Source organism: Nocardia thraciensis (genome assembly GCF_054782435.1).
Map to the genome: position 1 here is coordinate 48,147 of NZ_BAAGSM010000012.1, position 17,505 is coordinate 65,651.

16 protein-coding genes, 1 pseudogene and 1 riboswitch are annotated in these 17,505 nt (G+C 69.0%); of the genes and pseudogenes, 4 read left to right on the forward strand and 13 right to left on the reverse strand.

The annotated features are described in order from the left end of the window. Positions 1-15 precede the first annotated feature (15 nt). The 3 genes from ACYVLQ_RS06555 to ACYVLQ_RS06565 form a co-directional block, all read right to left on the reverse strand. Positions 16-912: a carbohydrate ABC transporter permease gene (locus ACYVLQ_RS06555; protein WP_460696476.1), complete on the reverse strand. Its 897-nt coding sequence runs from the start codon at positions 910-912 to the stop codon at positions 16-18. Then, complete coding sequence (locus ACYVLQ_RS06560) at positions 909-2,234, reverse strand: ABC transporter substrate-binding protein (RefSeq protein ID WP_460696477.1); 1,326 nt, start codon at positions 2,232-2,234, stop codon at positions 909-911. Before ACYVLQ_RS06560 ends, ACYVLQ_RS06555 begins: the two co-directional genes overlap by 4 nt. A gap of 100 nt (positions 2,235-2,334) precedes the next feature. Further along, positions 2,335-2,820 carry a winged helix-turn-helix transcriptional regulator gene (locus ACYVLQ_RS06565; RefSeq protein WP_460696478.1) on the reverse strand — a complete coding sequence of 162 codons (486 nt, stop codon included), beginning with the start codon at positions 2,818-2,820 and terminating at the stop codon, positions 2,335-2,337. A gap of 89 nt (positions 2,821-2,909) precedes the next feature. On the opposite strand from ACYVLQ_RS06565, the gene ACYVLQ_RS06570 reads away from it, so the two are divergent. Beyond that, the gene (locus tag ACYVLQ_RS06570; protein ID WP_460696479.1) at positions 2,910-3,650 is read left to right on the forward strand and encodes a DUF899 domain-containing protein; all 741 of its coding nucleotides are present in this window, start codon (positions 2,910-2,912) and stop codon (positions 3,648-3,650) included. Between the two features lie 25 nt (positions 3,651-3,675). Further along, positions 3,676-3,842: riboswitch (FMN riboswitch) on the forward strand. Positions 3,843-3,917: 75 nt separating this feature from the next. After that, positions 3,918-4,364 (forward strand): 6,7-dimethyl-8-ribityllumazine synthase, encoded by a 447-nt coding sequence (locus tag ACYVLQ_RS06575; protein ID WP_460696480.1) that lies wholly within the window; start codon positions 3,918-3,920, stop codon positions 4,362-4,364. Between the two features lie 52 nt (positions 4,365-4,416). Here the strand turns inward: ACYVLQ_RS06575 and pheT are convergent, their stop codons facing one another. The 9 genes from pheT to ACYVLQ_RS06620 all read right to left on the reverse strand — a co-directional run bounded on the left by pheT (position 4,417) and on the right by ACYVLQ_RS06620 (position 15,647). Next, entirely contained in the window at positions 4,417-6,918 is a 2,502-nt protein-coding gene (gene pheT / locus ACYVLQ_RS06580; protein ID WP_460696481.1) for a phenylalanine--tRNA ligase subunit beta, read from the reverse strand. Positions 6,919-6,954: 36 nt separating this feature from the next. Next, the gene (gene pheS, locus ACYVLQ_RS06585) at positions 6,955-8,016 is read right to left on the reverse strand and encodes a phenylalanine--tRNA ligase subunit alpha (protein WP_460696482.1); all 1,062 of its coding nucleotides are present in this window, start codon (positions 8,014-8,016) and stop codon (positions 6,955-6,957) included. 530 nt (positions 8,017-8,546) lie between these two features. Continuing rightward, positions 8,547-9,989: an FAD-dependent monooxygenase gene (locus tag ACYVLQ_RS06590; protein ID WP_460696483.1), complete on the reverse strand. Its 1,443-nt coding sequence runs from the start codon at positions 9,987-9,989 to the stop codon at positions 8,547-8,549. 21 nt (positions 9,990-10,010) lie between these two features. After that, positions 10,011-10,667 carry a response regulator gene (locus ACYVLQ_RS06595; RefSeq protein ID WP_460696484.1) on the reverse strand — a complete coding sequence of 219 codons (657 nt, stop codon included), beginning with the start codon at positions 10,665-10,667 and terminating at the stop codon, positions 10,011-10,013. After that, positions 10,664-11,806, reverse strand: a complete 1,143-nt coding sequence (locus ACYVLQ_RS06600; protein ID WP_460696485.1) for a sensor histidine kinase — start codon at positions 11,804-11,806, stop codon at positions 10,664-10,666. The genes ACYVLQ_RS06595 and ACYVLQ_RS06600 overlap by 4 nt, the downstream gene beginning before the upstream one ends. After that, positions 11,803-12,582, reverse strand: a complete 780-nt coding sequence (locus tag ACYVLQ_RS06605; RefSeq protein WP_460696486.1) for a hypothetical protein — start codon at positions 12,580-12,582, stop codon at positions 11,803-11,805. The genes ACYVLQ_RS06600 and ACYVLQ_RS06605 overlap by 4 nt, the downstream gene beginning before the upstream one ends. After that, a complete protein-coding gene (locus ACYVLQ_RS06610) occupies positions 12,579-13,502 on the reverse strand; it encodes an ABC transporter ATP-binding protein (RefSeq protein ID WP_460696487.1) in 924 nt (307 codons plus the stop codon). Before ACYVLQ_RS06610 ends, ACYVLQ_RS06605 begins: the two co-directional genes overlap by 4 nt. Positions 13,503-13,659: 157 nt before the next feature. Continuing rightward, entirely contained in the window at positions 13,660-14,178 is a 519-nt protein-coding gene (locus ACYVLQ_RS06615; protein WP_460696488.1) for a DoxX family protein, read from the reverse strand. Positions 14,179-14,228: 50 nt separating this feature from the next. Then, positions 14,229-15,647 (reverse strand): MFS transporter, encoded by a 1,419-nt coding sequence (locus ACYVLQ_RS06620; protein ID WP_460696489.1) that lies wholly within the window; start codon positions 15,645-15,647, stop codon positions 14,229-14,231. A 154-nt stretch (positions 15,648-15,801) separates the two neighbouring features. Here ACYVLQ_RS06620 and ACYVLQ_RS06625 point away from each other — a divergent pair, with 154 nt between their 5' ends. Continuing rightward, positions 15,802-16,371, forward strand: coding sequence for a TetR/AcrR family transcriptional regulator (locus ACYVLQ_RS06625; RefSeq protein ID WP_460696490.1), 570 nt, complete (start codon positions 15,802-15,804; stop codon positions 16,369-16,371). A gap of 173 nt (positions 16,372-16,544) precedes the next feature. Here the strand turns inward: ACYVLQ_RS06625 and ACYVLQ_RS06630 are convergent, their stop codons facing one another. Continuing rightward, complete coding sequence (locus ACYVLQ_RS06630; protein ID WP_460696491.1) at positions 16,545-16,715, reverse strand: hypothetical protein; 171 nt, start codon at positions 16,713-16,715, stop codon at positions 16,545-16,547. Between the two features lie 335 nt (positions 16,716-17,050). Between ACYVLQ_RS06630 and ACYVLQ_RS06635 the strand changes: the two are divergent. Next, a pseudogene (locus tag ACYVLQ_RS06635) lies at positions 17,051-17,439 on the forward strand (transposase); the annotation flags it as partial. Positions 17,440-17,505: the final 66 nt, after the last annotated feature.

Below are 17,505 nucleotides of genomic sequence, written 5' to 3' on the forward strand. Positions count from 1 at the left end.
CGCGCACGGCCAAGCTCACACCTCCTCGCTCTGGTTGCGGCTCAGCCGCAACTGCAGATACGTGAGCGCCAGCAGGATCGCGAACACCACCCAGGCGACCGCGGACGCGTAGCCGAGATCGTTGAAGGCGAAGGCGTTCTGGAACATCATGATGCCGAAGACATAGGTCCCCGATTCCGGCCCGCCGCCACCGCCGGTGAGCACGTAGGCTTGGTCGAATGCCTGGAACGAGTTGACGACCGAGATCACGAACACGAATCCGAGCGCGGGCCGGATCAGTGGCACCGTGACCGATCGAAACCGCCGCACCCCGTTCGCGCCGTCGATGCGGGCGGCGTCGTGCAGATCCTCCGGGACGCCCTGCATGGCGGCCAGCAGCACGGCGGCGGCGAACGGCACGCTCTTCCAGATGCTCACCAGGCACAGCGACGCCATCGCCCACCCGGGCTCGACGAGCCAGTGCACCGGCCCGAGCCCGACCCACCCCAGGACGGTGTTGAAAAGCCCGCCCTCGGTGTTGAACATGAATCCCCAGATGATGGTCATGGCCGCGGTGGAGGCGATCAGCGGCATGAACATGATGCTGCGGAACAGCCCGATCCCCCGCACCCTGGTATTCAGCGCAGCGGCCACCGCGAGACTGACGGCGATCGTCGACCCCACGGTGACGACGGTGAAGACCACGGTGTTGCGCAAGGCCGGGTAGAACAGCGGATCCTCGGTGAACATCCGCCGATAGTTGGCGGCCCCGACGAATTCGGGCGGGTCGAACATATTCCAGTGGTGGAAGCTGAGATACAGCGAGAACGCCAGCGGGAACAGCAGGAATACCAGCACGGCCAGCAGATTCGGCGTGACGAAGGCCCGCCCGGCCGCTGCCCTGCGGCGGGCCAGCCCCGATCCGGCGGTCATACCGTGCCTCGCAGTATGCGATTGAGGTCGTCGGCGGGCCCGTCCTTGAACCATGCCGCGGGAGCACCGCCGCGCAGCACGCGGTCGGACGAACGGCGGAACAGGTCATCGAGTTGCGGCCACAGCGGAGTCACCGGGAAATGATGCGAGTTGTCCGGGCCGCCGGTGAGCACCTCCAGATTGTCGATGCCCCGGTGCGCCTCGAGGAATTCCGGGGAGTGCAGCGCCGATTTCAGGGCCGGGACGAACAGCCCGGACGCGGCGACGGCCCGCTGCCCCTCCGGCCCGGTCGCGAATTTCACGAACTCCCAGGCCAATTCCTTCTTCGGACTCGCCGCGGCGATCGCCAGGCCGGTGGTTCCGATATCGGACTTCGCGCCCGCGCCGTGCCGCCCGACCGGCAGCACGGTGATGTCGAAGTCCAGGTCGGACGCGGACAGCAACCCGCTGTACTGCCAGTGCCCGGTCAGCACCATTCCCGCCCTGCCCTGGATGAACAGGTCCAGCGCGGCCATCGACGCCGACTGCGACTGCAGGTCCGCGGACAGCGGCGCGACCCTGTGCCGCACCGAAAGATCGGCGTAGAACTGATATCCCTCGATGAAGAGATCGTCGTCGATATTCGCGCGTGTCGGGTCGACCGGCGGACTGAACGCCTCGACACCGCTGTTGTTCATACCGAAGAATGCCGCCGACCATCGCGGCACGGGCCACGCGTCGACCATTCCCCACTGCGTGGTCCGCCCGCTTCCGTCCCGCTTGGTCAAAGCCTTGGCGGCGTCGAGGAATTCGGCGAAGGTCCAGGCATCCTCCCAGCGCCCCGGCGGCGGTTGCAATCCGGCCTTTTCGAACAGCGCGCGGTTGTAATAGAGGAAGATCCCCGCCCATTGCTCGGGCAGCACGTACTGCCCGTCCCGGAATCGGAATGTCTCCAGCAGGCTGGGCACGGCGTCCGCGCGCAGCCGCGCCGCGTACTGCGGATCCTGATCGAGGAAGACGTTCAGATCCTGCAGCACGCCCAATTCGGCGAAGCGCGAATACGATTCCCACTGCATCAGGATGTCCGGGCACTTGCCTCCGGCGCAGTAGGTGATGATCTGCTGCTGCGGATCAGGGCCCGACATCTGCACCCGGATCTTGATATCCGGGCGCACCTTCGCGAACTCCTCGATGAGCCGCGACCGCACCTTCGCCTCGCTCGGCGACGCCTGGAAGAAGAACGTCAGCGCATCGGAGTCGTCCGCGCAGCCCGCGATCGCGGGCACGGCCGCCGCGGCGCCCGCCACCGCGGCGGCCCGCAGCACCGACCGCCGACTCAGCATCCGACCCTCCCGAAACCGCGCCCCTCGAAACCCGTTGAAACGAAACGTCAATCACGGTAACCGAAGGTGTGCGCGGTCACACCGGATTCGCCGAAGCGAGTCAGGCCCGGTGCTGCGGCAGCCGAGCCTGCTGCTCGTTCGCCCCAGGCCCGGCGACGGCCGTCACCTCCGACATATCCGGCGCCCGCCCGCATCGGTCGCAGGCGGTGCGCACGTGCACCAGCCCGCCGCATTCCCGGTGTTCGAACAGGATCGGGGCACCGTTCGGCGCCGCCCAGCGGTCGCCCCACTCGGTGAGCGCGATGATGATCAGCCCCAGTTCGCGGCCCTTCGGCGTGAGGACGTACTCGCGGGCCGCCGCGCCGTTCCCGGACGACCGCAGCTCCATCAGCCCGTCGGCGACGAATCCCTCGAGACGCTTGGCGAGGATGTTCGGCGCGATCCCTAGACGCCGCTCGAATTCGGAGAAGCGGGTCCGGTCGGTGAAGACGGCGGTGCGGATGATCAGCAGGCTCCAGCGCTCGCCCACGATCTCCAGGGCGCGCGCGGCGGAACAGTTCTCGCGTTCGTACATCCGGCCCAGCACACGTCAATAGTAGCCACAAACCACTTGCGTGATGCAAGTCACCGGCCTACCCTACTTGCATCACGCAAGTTGTCACCGAAGGAGTGATCATGGCACTTCCGCAGATCGTCTCGTACGACGAATGGCTCACGGAGAGAAGGGAACTGCTGCGGCGCGAGAAGGAACTCGCCCGCGCCCGCGATACGTTGAATGCCGACCGGCGGCGGCTGCCGATGGTCCGGATCGACAAGGACTACCGGTTCACCGGACCCGAGGGCGAGGTCGGCCTGCTCGACCTGTTCGGCGACCGGCCGCAGCTCATCGTCCAGCACCTCATGTTCGACCCGGCCTGGGACGGGCCGTGCGGCAGTTGCACCGCCATGGCCGACGGGCTCGGCGAGCGTGTCCGCGCCCAGCTCCGCCTGCGCGGCACGGCCTTCGCCGCGATCTCCCGCGCGCCGTACTCGAAGCTCGCGGCGGTGAGCCGGGACAAGGGGTGGACGTTCCCCTGGTTCTCCTCGCACGACAGCGATTTCAACTACGACTTCCACGTCACGCTCGACCCGGCCGTGCAGCCCGCGTACTACAACTACCGCGACGCCGGCGAACTCGTCGCGGCGGGCATGGACTGGATGATCGACTTCGCGGGCGAACAGCCCGGCATCAGCAGCTTCCTCCGCGACGGCGACGAGGTCTTCCACACCTATTCGACCTACCACCGCGGCGTCGAGGTCATGATGCCCGCCTACTGGCTGCTGGACATCACCCCGCTCGGCCGCCAGGAGGCGTGGGAGGAGCCGAAGGGCCGCGCGCCCGAACTGCATCCGGAGGACCCGATCCTCAACTACTGAGCGCGGTTGTTAAAGTCTGCTCGGTACACGTTCTCAGGGCGGGGTGGAACTCCCCACCGGCGGTGATGGTATCCGGGCCGATCCGGGTGCACGAGCCCGCGAGCGCCACGGTGTCCTCGGATGCCGTGGGTCGAGCAGATCCCGGTGCGATTCCGGAGCCGACGGTCACAGTCCGGATGAAAGAGAACGCGGCATCGGAGCGCCCGCGTGCGGGTGCGCCCTGTTCGCGTCGCTATGCCCTGGGTGACATTGCGAACAGGAGGAACCATGTCACCCACCTCGCACCGCATCGCCCTCGTCGCCGCGCGCTGGCACGCCGATATCGTCGACCGGGCGGTGGCAGCCTGCCGCACCGGTCTCGCCGGGCACGGATTCACCGACATCGATGTCATCGGGGTCCCCGGCGCCTTCGAAATCCCTTTGCGCATCAAGCGTTTGGCGTCCACCGGGCAGTACGCCGCCCTCGCGGGCTGCGCCCTGGTGGTAGACGGCGGCATCTACCGGCACGATTTCGTCGCGGCAACCGTGGTAGACGCGCTGATGCGCGTACAACTCGACACCGACGTCCCGGTCTTCTCGGCAGTGCTCACCCCCCACCACTTCCACGAACACGCCGAACACCAGACCTACTTCACCCGCCACTTCGAGGCCAAGGGCGCGGAGTTGGCCGACGCCATTGCGGCAACCCTGAATTCCACCGAGGTCCCCGCCTGACCGCAGCTGTCTCGAGACCGGCCGCGACCGCAATCGCGGCCGGTCCGGGCGCTCAGCCGCGCAGGACCGCGCCCACCGCGTCCGAGGCGGCGGCCACGGCGGCGTCGCGGGCCGCGCTCGCCTCGTCTTCGGTGAGGGTGCGGTCGACGGCGCGGAAGCGCAGGGCGTAGGTAAGGGACTTGCGGCCCTCACCCGCCTGGGCGCCCTCGTACACGTCGAACAGCGCGATGTCCTCGAGCAGTTCGCCCGCGCCGGTGCGCAGCGCCGACTCCACCGAGGCCGCCGGAACGGTCTCCGCGACGCTCACCGACACGTCCTGCAGCACCGCCGGGAACGCGGAAACCACGGGGGCTGGCCGGGATTCGCGCAGCGGCAGCGCGTCCAGGTCGAGTTCGAGGGCGCACGTGCGCGGCGGCAGATCGGCGCGCTCCAGCACCGCCGGATGCAGTTCGCCCGCGTGCCCGACGACCGTGCCGTCCACGACCAGCTCCGCGCAGCGCCCCGGATGGAACGGCTGGTACGCGGCCGCCCGGCGTTCGATCACCACTCCGGCCGCGGCGGCCACGGCATCGGCGAGCGCGAAGGCGTCGGCGGCCTCGGCGGTCCGGCCCGCGCCCCACGGCCCGCGCGGGTCGCGACGCCCGGTCAGCACGGCGGCGACCCGCACCGGCTGCTCGGGCAGCGACTCGACCAGGGTGGCGATCTCCTCGTCGGTGGGGCGGCGGTCCACCGGAAGCGGTTGCACGGCACGGGTTTCGCCGGTCGGCAGCACCACCTGCGCGATGCTGTAGATCGCGAGATCGCGCTCACCGCGAGATATGTTGCGGGAGGCCACCTCCAGCAGCCCCGGCAGCAGCGTGGTCACCAGTTCGGCCCGCTCCACGTCGAGCGGATTGAGCACGCGCAGCGTAGTGCGGCGCGGGTCGTCGGCGTCCAGTCCCCACGCGTCGAACACGCCCTCCTGCAGAAACATCGGCGCGGGCACCTCGACGGTCCCGGCGAACGCCAGCGCCCGGCTCACCGCGCGGCGGCGGCGCTGCGTGGCGGTGAATCCGCGCCCGGCGGGAGCCGTCGGCAGCACGGACGGGATCTTCTCCAGCCCCTCCAGCCGCAGCACCTCCTCCACCAGGTCGGCGGGCTGCACCAGGTCGGGCCGCCAGCTCGGCGGGGTGACGACGAGCTGCCCGTGCCCGGACTCGCTGACGTCGACCTCCACCGCGCAGCCGACCTGCGCCAGCCGCCGCGCCGAGGTACCGGTCGGATAGATGACGCCCGCCGTGCGGTCGGCGAGATCGAGATCCATCCGGATCGACTCGGTCTCCGGCACCGGTACCCGCACGTCGGTCAGCTCGGATTCGACTGTGCCACCGGCGATCTCGACCAGCAGCGTGGCCGCCCGGTCCAGCGCGGCGACGTTCAGCTCGGGATCGACGATGCGCTCGAACCGCCGCGACGCCTCCGAGGAGAGCTTGTGCCGCCGCGCGGTGCGCGCGATCGCGACCGGGTTCCAAGTCGCGGCCTCCAGCAGGACATCGGTGGACGCGTCGCTCACCTCGGTGGTCGCGCCGCCCATGGTCCCGGCGAGGGAGATGACGCCGGAATCGTCGGCGATCACCACGTCCTCGGCGTCCAGCACCCGCTCGGCGTCGTCGAGCGTGCGCAGCGTCTCGCCCTTGTGCGCACGCCGAACCACCAAGCCGCCGTTGAGCTTCGCGGCGTCGAAGGCGTGCAGCGGCTGGCCCAGCTCGAGCATCACGTAATTGGTGACGTCGACCGCGGGCGAGATCGGCCGCACCCCCGACAGCAGCAGCCGCCGCTGCAGCCACCACGGGCTCACCGCCCGCGGATCGATCCCGGTCACCCGCCGCGCGGCGAACCGCGTGCACAGCGACTCCGGCTCCAGCCGCACCGCCCACGCCTCAGCATCATCATCGGACAGCGACCGCACCGCGGGATCGGCGTATTCCAGGTCGAAGCCGCAGGCCAGCTCGCGGGCCAGACCGCGCACCGAGAACGCGTAGCCGCGGTCCGGGGTGATGGCCAGTTCGACGACGGTGTCGTCGAGGCCGAGCACCGCATTGGCATCCGCGCCCGGCTCGGCGGTCCCCGGTTCGAGCACCAGGATGCCCGAATGGTCCTTGCCGAGGCCGAGTTCGGCGACCGAGCAGATCATGCCGTTCGACACGTGCCCGTAGGTCTTCCGCGAGGTTATCGTGAAGCCACCGGGCAGCACGCCACCGGGCAACACCACCACGACCAGATCGCCCACCGCGAAATTGGTTGCGCCGCAAATGATTTCCTGCAATTCAGGCTGACCGACGTCGACCTTGCAGAACCGGATCGGCTTCTTGAACTCGGTCAGCTCTGTGAACTCCGCGACCCGGCCCACGACCAGGGGATGCTCGGGCTCGCCGCCGACCCGCTCCAACTGCTCGATCTCCTCGACCTCGAGCCCGACCCGGACGAACCCCGCGTCGAGTTCCTCCGGCGTCACCGACCACTCCGGAGTGGTGCGCTGCAGAATTTCCGTCAGCCAGGATTGCGCTACTCGCACTTGACGTTTCGCTTCCTCGTTCGAGTGGACCGGTGGTCAGGACTGGATGCCGAACGGCAGCGTGAACCGCACGTCGCCTTCGACGATGTCGCGCATGTCGGGAATGCCGTTGCGGAACTGCAGGGTTCGCTCCATGCCCATTCCGAACGCGAATCCGCTGTACTGCTCGGGGTCGATGCCACTGGCGAGGAGCACCTTCGGATTCACCATGCCGCAGCCGCCCCACTCGACCCAGCCCGCGCCGCCCTTCTTGTCCGGGAACCAGACGTCGACTTCGGCGGAGGGCTCGGTGAACGGGAAGAAGCTGGGGCGCATGCGGGTTCGGGTATCGGGGCCGAACAGCGCCCGCGCGAAGGCGTCCAGCGTGCCGCGCAGGTGCGCCATCGTCAGGCCCTTGTCGACGGCCAGTCCCTCCACTTGCGAGAACACCGGGGTGTGGGTGGCGTCGAGCTCGTCGGTGCGGAAGGTGCGGCCCGGGCACACGACGTAGATCGGCAGGTCCCGCTCCAGCATCGACCGCACCTGCACGGGGGAGGTGTGCGTGCGCAGTACCTGCCGCGAACCCTCCGGCGCGACGTGGAAGGTGTCCTGCATGGTGCGCGCCGGGTGGTCGGGCAGGAAGTTCAGCGCGTCGAAGTTGAAATGCTCGGTCTCGACCTCGGGCCCCTCGGCGACCTCCCAGCCCATGCCCACGAACACCTCGCCGATGCGTTCGGACAAGACCGTGATCGGATGCCGCGCGCCCACCGGACCGCGCCCCGCGGGCAGCGTCACGTCGATGGCCTCGGCGACCAGCACCGCGGCGTCGCGTTCGGCGAGCAGTTCGGCGCGGCGCGCCTCGAACGCCTCCGACACCCGGGAGCGCGCCACATTGACCCGCTTGCCGGCCTCGGCCTTCTCCTGTTTCGGCAGGCCGCCCACGGCCCGCTGCGCCAGCGCCACGGGCGACTTGCCGCCCATGTGCTCGGTCTTGGCGGCCGCGAGCGCATCCAGGTCGGCCGCCGCCGCAAACGCCTTCTCCGCTGCTGCTGCGGCGGCGGACAGCGATTCCTCGCTCAGTGCCGCGGTCTGCTCGGCTCGTGCGTTGTCGTCGACCACGATGCTTCGTCTCTCCCCAGGCTGGTACGGCTGTAGGCGGTTTTGCCACCCACATTGTTGCTGGTCGAATCGTACGCAATGCACCCAGGCCACCCCACCGGCATTTCGCCCCTGCCACCGACGAGGCCCAAGCGCCCCCGAGGGGACAACCCACACCCACCTGCTCGGCCGGTGAACCCGGCGTCATCGCGACCCACCCCGTCGCCCCAGCCTCGGAAACGCCCCGAATCTGTCGCTCGACAGATGCCTCGTCGCCCAGGATCGCGGTCTGCTCGGGGCCGGCGCCTTCTCCTTGACACCCCGGACACCCCGGACACCCCGGACACCCCGGACACCCCGGACACCCCGGACACCCCGGCATGCTCTTGTCATCCCGGCATGCTCTTGGCCGGGATCCCGCCGTCCTTCGATGACGTGGGCATGGCCGATTCGGCGCGCAGGCGGCCCCGGCAGCAGCGGTCGCGGGAGATGGTGGAGCAGAGCTGTCAACGCTGCGGTCCCTGCCGGTCGTGTTCTGCCGGACGGCCGGTTCAGGGGTGGGGCGGATCCATGCGCAGGGCGACGTGGCCGTCGGGGCGGACGAGGATGCGGGTGCCTGGTTCCGCGGAGTAGGCGCTGAAGGCGTGGCCGTCGGTGTCGATGACGTATCGGCCGGTGCCGCTACGGTCGGCCACGTGGTCGCCCGGTCGGAGCACGGCCCAGGCGTGGATGTCGGATTCGCTTGGGGGCTGGGATGTTTCGCCGAAGGTGAGCATGGTGGCATGCGGGCCGCGGTAGAGGTCGAACAGGCGCAGGGGTCGTCCGGTGGCGCTGGTGACCGCGGCGTCGGGGGCGCGGTCACCGGGGACGAGGGCGCCGGTGGCGTCCGGCTTCCGGTAGGTGATGTCGAGTTGGTGGGTGTCGTCGCGGCGGTGCGCATCGGCGGCGCCGTCGGTGGCGCGTCGCAGCAGTTCGGTGCTGAGGCCGAGGACGCGGGCGGCGACGGTGCGGCGTTCGGTGTCGTAGGTGTCGAGGATGTCGACGTTGCCGGTGGCGAGTTTCCAGCCGAGGTTGTAAGCGTCCTGGATGCCGGTGTTGAGTCCTTGCCCACCGGTCGGTGGGTGGACATGGGCGGCATCACCGGCGAGGAAGACCCGGCCGGACCGGAATCGCCTCGCCAGTCGGGTGTTCGGCCGCCACACGGTCAGCCAGGTCAGGTCGGTGAGGCGGATGTCGGTGCGGCCGGAGTAGGTGTCGACCGCGGTCTGGAGCAGTTCGAGGCTGGGTTCGGCGTCGGTGTGCAGGGGCATGCCGACCTGGAACCGGCGGCCGCCGGGTAGCGGGGACAGCACGATCCCGGTGTGGGGGTCTGGGGAGGCGAACCAGTGACCGTGGCCGTGGTCGAGTGTGTCGGCACGGACGTCGGCGAACAGCAGACGCATGGATTCGTCTGTGGCGCCGTCGAATTCGATACCCAGTGTGCGGCGTACGAGGCTGCGGGCGCCGTCGGCGCCGACGAGGTAGTCGGCGTGGACGGCTTCGCCGGTGCCATTGTGCGCCAGTGTCGCGGTGATTCCGGTTCGGGTGGCGGTGAATTCGATCAGTTCGGTGGCGAGTTCGACGTGGATGCCGTGATCGGCCAGGTGGGCGCGAAGGATGGCTTCGGTGTCGTCTTGGGCGAGGGTCCACGGATTCGGGTAGGGCACAGCCGGACTCGCGGGTTGCGGGTCTGTCATGCGCAGCTCACGTACCGGAGTCCCGTTCTCGTAGGCGACGACGACCGGTTGCGGTGCGCCCGCGCCGAGGACCTGGTCGATGACGCCGAGGTCGTCGAACACTTCGAGGGTGCGCGGTTGCAGGCCGTCACCGCGGGAACCGATCGCGTGCCGGGACGCCTTGTCGATGATCCGGACGGGCAGGTCGCGGCGGGCGAGGTCGATGGCCAGGGTGAGGCCGGTAGGGCCAGCGCCACTGATGAGGGTATGGATCGGCATGGTGGATCTCCTGGACGCGGATCAGCCGGGGGTGATGAGGCCGGTTTCGTAGGCGGCGATGGCGGCTTGGGTGCGGTCGCGCAGCTGGAGTTTGGCGAAGATGCGGCCGACGTGGGTTTTCACGGTTTCCTCCGCGATGACGAGTGTCGCGGCGATTTCGGTGTTGGACAGCCCGCGCGCGATGAGCGTCAGCACCTGGGTCTCGCGGTCGGTCAGCAGCCGCAACCGCGCGTCATCGGGCCGGGCCCGGCTGCCGAGGCGCGCGAATTCGTCGAGCAGGCGGCGGGTGACCGACGGTGCGAGCATGGCGTCGCCGCGAGCCACCGTGCGGACGGCCTCGGCGAGGGCGCGGGCGGGGGTGTCTTTGAGCAGGAACCCGCTGGCACCGGATCGGAGTGCGCGGTAGACGTATTCGTCCAGGTCGTAGGTGGTCAGCACGATCACCCGGGCTGGTGACCCCGACGCGGCGATGCGGGCGGTGGCTTCCAGACCGTCGAGCCCCGGCATCCGGATATCCATCAACACCACGTCCGGCCGTTTTTCGACGGTCATTCGGACCGCCTCGGCGCCATCGGCCGCTTCACCGACCACCTCGATCCCCGGTTGGGCGCCCAGCAGCACCGACATGCCGTCGCGTACCAGCGCCTGGTCGTCGGCGATCAGGATCCGAATGGTCATTGTGAGGCCTCTTCGGTCAGGGGGAGAACGGCGTGGACACGGTAGCCGCCATCCGCGAGCGGCGCGGTCTCGAGGCGTCCGTCCAGTACCGCGACGCGCTCACGCATCCCGATCAGTCCGCGCCCGCTGCCCGGCCCCGGCGGCGCCGTCGTCCCCGGAGAATTGATGACCCGCAACTCCAATTCCATACTGCGGTAACATAATTCGATTCGGATGGCCGCGCCCGGGGCGTGGCGGACGGCATTGCTCAAAGCTTCCTGCACGATGCGGTAGGCGCACACCTCCACGCCGGTCGGCAACTCGCGCACGGCCCCGCCTCGAGTCACCGTGACGGTCCGGCCGGCGGCGCGGATCGCGTCGGCGAGACCGTCGATGTCGGCGATGCGGGGCTGCGGCTGGGTCGAGGTGTCGGCGTCGGCGTGCAGGACACCGAGGATGCGCCGCATCTCGGCCAGGGCCGCCGAGGAACTGGTCCGGATCGCGGCCAGGCTGGTCAGCAGTTCCGGCGGCGGGTCCGCGACCCGGTACTGCACCGATTCGGCCTGGATGGCGACGACCGACATGTGGTGGGCGACCACGTCGTGTAGCTCCCGCGCGATGCGGGCTCGTTCCTCGAGCAGCGTGTTGCGCTGCTGCTGGCGGGCCGATTCCCGGGCCTGCGCGGACGCCGCGCGGCGGGCGTCGGCCACGGCCCGCACCGCTGCCGCGGCGATCAGCACCAGCCCGGTCAGCACCGCCGACTCCACGGCATCGGCCCACCGGGCATCCGGCATCACCACAGCGAGGACGATCCCGGCGCCGGTGGTGGCCGCCCAGACCGCGGCCGCGGTCCGCCACCGCACCTGGGCCGCCAGCAGGGCGAGCACCACCAGGTGGCTGTTGAACATCGGCTCCACCCACAGCGGACCGCCCACCGCGACCGAGGCGTATCCGAGTGCCGCGACGCTGATCAGCCATCCGGCCAGCCGAAATCGCAGCTGCAGCACGATCGCGAGGGCCTGCAGCAGCGCCAGGGCGGTCGACTGCCGGGTCCCGAGATCGGTGTCGGAGATCAGCGTGTGGTCGACCACCGCGAACACGAACACCGCCACGGCCGCCACCACCGCGACCAGCCACCGTTCCCCGATCCGGATCGTCATAGGTCCCTACGTTCCAGCATTCGCCGCGCCATCACCAGCGCCGACACGGTCCCGGCGACCACGATCGCCAGCCGCGGCCAGCCACCGAGCGAACCCATGAGTTCCGGGGCGGCGTCGGCATTCTGCGACAGTTTGGCCACCACCGCACTCGGCGCCGCGACGGTCATCCACTTGTGCAACTCCCCGAACGACTGCGCCGCGGTCAGCTGCGGCACCACGATATGCGCGCACACCAGCGCCACCGCACCCACCGAGCTGCGCACCAGCACACCGGCGGACACCCCCAGCACCGCGACCACCGGAAAGCAGCACCAGATCCCGACCAGGCCCGGAAATATCTCGCCCACAGGATGTTTCGCGCTGTCGATGGTGACCAGACCGACGAGCAGCGACACCGTCGGCGACGCCACGCCGACCGCCGTGGCCATGCCGGTCACCACGATCACCTTCGCCGTCAGCACCAGGTTCCGTCGCGGGGTCGCGGCCAGCACGGGGCGGATCGTGCCCGAGGTGTATTCGATCGTCATCACGAGTGCACCCCAGGCCGCCAGTACCGCCAGCGACACCGACGCACCCGTCAATGCACCGGCGAGCACGGTATCGGCCGCCGACAGACTGCCGGTCAGCCCCACCAGCAATGCCGACACCGGCCCCAGCGCCGCCGCCGCGATCGGCAGCAGCCACAGCAGCCGCGCCGATCCGAGCTTGACCAGCTCCGATCGCAGCTGGTCGTGCAGCGGTCTCACTTGCGGCGGAACCGATTCCACGGTGGTCATGCCGCCCGCCCCGAGTCGCGGTGCCGGAATTGCTGATGCCGCGCGACCAACCGGGTGTACACATCCTCCACCGACGCATGCACCGGAGTCAGCTCGTCGAGCGCTATGCCCCGGCGTGCCATGAGCTGTCCGACCTCCCGGGACGAAATCCCGTGCACCACAACGGTCTCGCCGCGCACCACCACCCGTACGCTCGCCCGTTCGGCGTCGAGTGCGTCGAGCAGCGCGGGCAGTTGCGGGCTGCGGACCCGCACGACCGGATCCGAATGCCGTTGGACGAACGCCGTCATCGGTTCGTCCGCGAGCAACCGGCCCGCCCCGATCACCAGCAGATGATCGGCGACCAGTTGCATCTCGCTCATGACGTGACTGGACAGCAGCACCGTGCGGCCGTCCCCGGCCATCGACCGCAGTAGCTCACGGATCCAGCGGATACCCTCGGTGTCCAGCCCGTTGATCGGCTCGTCCAATACCACGATGGCCGGGTCACCCAGCAGCGCGGCGGCGATCCCCAGCCGCTGCCGCATCCCCAGCGAGAACCCACCCACCCGCCGACCACCGACCTCGGCGAGTCCGGCCAGCGCGAGTACTTCGTCCACCCGGGATCCGCGAATTCCGTTGGCATAAGCGAGAATCCGCAAATGCGCGGCGGCGGTCCGCGACGGCAACACGTCACCGGCGTCGAGCAGCGTGCCGACCACGTGCAATGGGCGCGTGAGTTCGCGATAGCGGCGGCCCGCCACCCGGACCTCCCCCCGCGACGGTTCGGCAAGGCCCACAATCGCTCGCAGGGTCGTCGTCTTGCCCGACCCGTTCGGGCCGAGGAACCCGGTAACCCGACCCGGCTCGACGGTGAAGGTCACGTCCTCGACCGCGGCCGTCCGGCCGTAAACCTTGGTCAATCCCCGTGCTTCGATCACACGCCGACCGTATGCCGCGCCAACGGTCACCCACATCCCATCGCAGAGCCCACTTCGCGTAGCTCCCCCGAGGGACGACGCCACCAGGTGCCAAACGCCGAATAACGGGGCCCCGCGCCGGAACGACCGCGGGGACCCCGATACGACGATCGGCGCCTCACGCCTGTCGCAGGCTGACCGATGTCGTCGCACCGCGCGTAGCACCGGCCCGTGCATAGCCCATCAGTACCGCACCGGCGGCCGAACTCCACAGGGCGACAGCGATATACACGACCTGCTCCGGCAGCCGGAACCACAGCGGTGTCGCGGGGTCACCGTTGAGCGCGATACCCTCCACTGCCGCATAGATATTCGCGGGCACCATCACGACGAACAGCACCGCCAGGCCCAGTCCCGCGACGACGCGCGTCCTGGCGACGACCAGCCCCAGCGCGCCCAGCAGCTCCAGCACCGCGGTGAGATAGATCAGGAAGCCCGGGAACGGCAGTGCCGGAGGGACCATGGCGACCAGGTCGTCGTGGCTGGGCATCGCCTCCACGCTGTCCGGCACGAAATGCGCCGCGCCGGTGAAGACGAGCAGCACCGCGAGCCCGTGCGCGAAGGCAACGCGCCAGGTGTCGAAGCGGCGGATGCCGAAGACGCCGAGCAGGCGGAACACCAGAGTTGGAACGACCATCAGCATCAGTGTCTGGAACATTGTGTCCTCCTGGAACTTTCGAGCGACGCCTACTGAGCCTGTTCGACGCGCCGCGGCAGCAGTGTCGAGACCAGCGCGCCGAAGGCGACGATCCCCGCGCCCACCCACACCGCGGGCACCAGCCCGTCGACGTAGCTCTGCGGGCTGACATACGAACCGCGCGAAGCGAATACGGACGCCAGCACCGCGACGCCCATCGCCACCCCCACCTCGCGGATGGTGCTGTTGGTGCCGGACGCCATCGCCTGGTCCTGTTGTGCCGCACTGGCCATCACCACGGTGGCGCTCGGCGCGAAGGTCAGGCCCATGCCGATACCACCCAGCACGAACGGTGCGACGTAGGAGCCGTAGCCGACGTCGGCGGTGGTGACCGCCGCCATCCACGCCAGTGCCGCGGCCAGCAGCACCTGCCCCGTCGTGAGCAGCGTCCGGGCACCCACCCGGTCGACGATCAGTCCCGCGATCGGCGCCACCACCATCGGCGCCAGCGTCCACGGCAGCGTGCGTACACCCGCCGCCAGCGGCGAATAGCCCTGCACCACTTGGAAGAACTGCGCCAGCAGGAAGATCGAGCCGAAGACCCCGACCGAGAAGGTGAACATCGTCGTATTGCTCACCCGGAACGCCCGCGAACGGAACAGCCGCAGCGGCAGCATCGGTTCCGGCGTCCGCAGCTCCCATGCGACCAGCGCCGCCAGCAGCGCCGCACCGGCGATCAGCGCGGTCAGCACCGGAGCCGAGGTCCAGCCGTCGTCGGCGCCGTGGATCACGCCCCACACCACCGCGAGCACGCCGCCCGACGCCAACACCAGCCCCAGCGGATCGAACTTCCTACTGCCGCCGAAGGATTCGCCGAGCACCCGCGCCACGAACGGCAGCACCACCAGCCCGATCGGCACGTTCAGCCAGAAGATCCACTGCCAGCTCAGCCCGTCGACCACCGCGCCGCCGACCACCGGACCGACAGCCACGCCGAGTCCGGTGATGCCGCCCCAGATTCCGATGGCCGCACTGCGCATCCGCTCCGGGACCGCCACCGACAGCAACGTCAGCGACAGCGGCATGACGCCCGCCGCCCCCAGCCCCTGCACGGCGCGGGCCGCGATCAGCATCCACGGCTCGGTGGCCAGCGCGCACGCCGCCGACGCGAGCGTGAACACCGCGATCCCGCCCAGGAACACCCGGCGACGGCCGAGCCGGTCGCCCAGCGCGGCGGCCGTGAGCAGCAGCGAGGCGAACGCCAGCGTGTAGGCGTTGACGAACCACGCCAGGTCACCGAGCGAGGCGTTCATCTCGGTGCGGATGACCGGCAGCGCGTTGGTGACCACGAGGTTGTCCAGCGTGACCATGAAGGTGGGGACGCCGACCGCGACGAGCACGGCGGCGAGCGGGGGTGTGCGGCGGGTCGCGGCCGATACCGATCCGCTGGTCTCGACGGTGGTGATCATGAGGTGTAGCTCCTTGTTGTTATCCACTGATAACTTGATGAGAGAAAAGTATGCATTGACTGATAACATGTCAATGGCGGGGTTCGGCCATACCGGAACCCCGAGGCGACGCCGCCGCGGCCGATACCCTCGGCAGGACGACAGGAGGACAACGGTGACCCCGACCAGGACTCGCCTGACCGCGAGCGAGCGCAGCGAGCAGGTGCTGGACGCCGCCGTCACAGCGTTCGCCGAATCCGGTTACGCCGCAACCAAAACTGATGAGATCGCGCGCCTGGCGGGGGTCTCGCAGCCGTATGTGATCCGCCTGTTCGGCAGCAAAAGACAGCTGTTCCTCGCCACCGCGCACCGGGTCTGCGACCGCATCGAGGAGATCTTCCAGTCGGCCCGGGCCGAGGCCGCACCCGATGTGAGCCCGCAGGAGGCGCTGGACGCGCTCGGCGAGGGCTACAACACCTTCGTGACCGACCGCGACCTACTCCTCGTCCTGCTGCACGCCTTCGCCGCCAGCTCGGACCCCGCTATCGGCGACGAGGTCCGCGACCGCTTCGGCCGGATCCACCGGTTGGCCCGCGAACTCACCGGCGCCTCGCCCACCGAGATCCGCCGCTTCATGGCCACCGGCATGCTCATCACCGTGATGAGCGCACTGCAGGTCATCGGCCCCGGCGCCATCTCCCTGCCGTGGGCCGAGGAAATGATCGCCTGCCTCGGCGACGACTGAGAGCACCACCTCCGGAGTTTCGTCTTCCGGCTCGTCGTCATACTCGGTGTACTCGAATATCCCGCCCGGAAACTCGAATATTCGAGAGCGCCGGATCATCGCGACCACCTCCTTGGATAAACCAAAGGCATTGCCCATAAGGACAATCGCGGGCAACTCCTCCGAAGACCATGTCAGTACCCCATTTTCGGACGATCGGACGGAGCCAGGCGGCCCGCCTCGATCAACCGGAGCCGGGCCTGAGATTTCAAGGGACACACCGTGACCGGGCACTCCATATGGATCTGCATCACCACGTGCGCATACTCGACGGTCATCACCGGTACAGTGGCGTGGTTGGTCACCGGAAGGCCATAGGGCGCAGACACTTCCCATCAACTCCCCTGATTCGAGCGGACATTCGACTCGCCCGGCAGCCGAGCAACCACCGAACCCAAAACGCAAGGGGCACTTGGCGAATCGGTGGCGATCGCACGGCTACCGGACATCTATAGTGATACGCTCCGAATCGATGGGGTGGAAGTTCCCGCACGGCCGAACTGCCCTGATTCTCTCCAAGTTCCATGATGGCGTCTTCCAAAATTCAGACCATTGAATAGCGAGGCTAAGACCGTGTCTTACGTGGTTGTGATCCGGTTCGGATGCGTCGGATCCGGTTGTGCTGCATGATGTTCGGTTTGTGACCGACGAGTTGTCGAAACGTCTTGTGCCGGACGAACTGTGGGCTCTGGCCGAGCCGTTGTTGCCCGAGTTCACGCCCCGCCCGCAAGGTGGTGGCACCGCACCGACCGACGAGCGGGCGGTGTTCACGGCGGTGGTGTTCGTGCTGACCAGCGGCTGCGCGTGGCGGATGCTGCCGCCGTCGTTCGGCGTGACCGTCCCGACTGCGCATCGCCGGTTCAGCGTGTGGACCGAGGCCGGTCTGTGGCGCCGTTTACATCGCGCCGTGCTGGACGAGCTGGGCAGCGCAGGCTTGATCGACTGGTCGCGGGCGGTGATCGACGCGGCGTCGGTGCGAGCCAAAAAGGGGGATCCATGACCGGACCAAGCCCGGTCGACCGCGGCAAGTCTGTCGGCTGCCAGGAGGAAGGGACCACTTCGGAGCCGTTTTTGCCATGAGCATGGGACCACCCC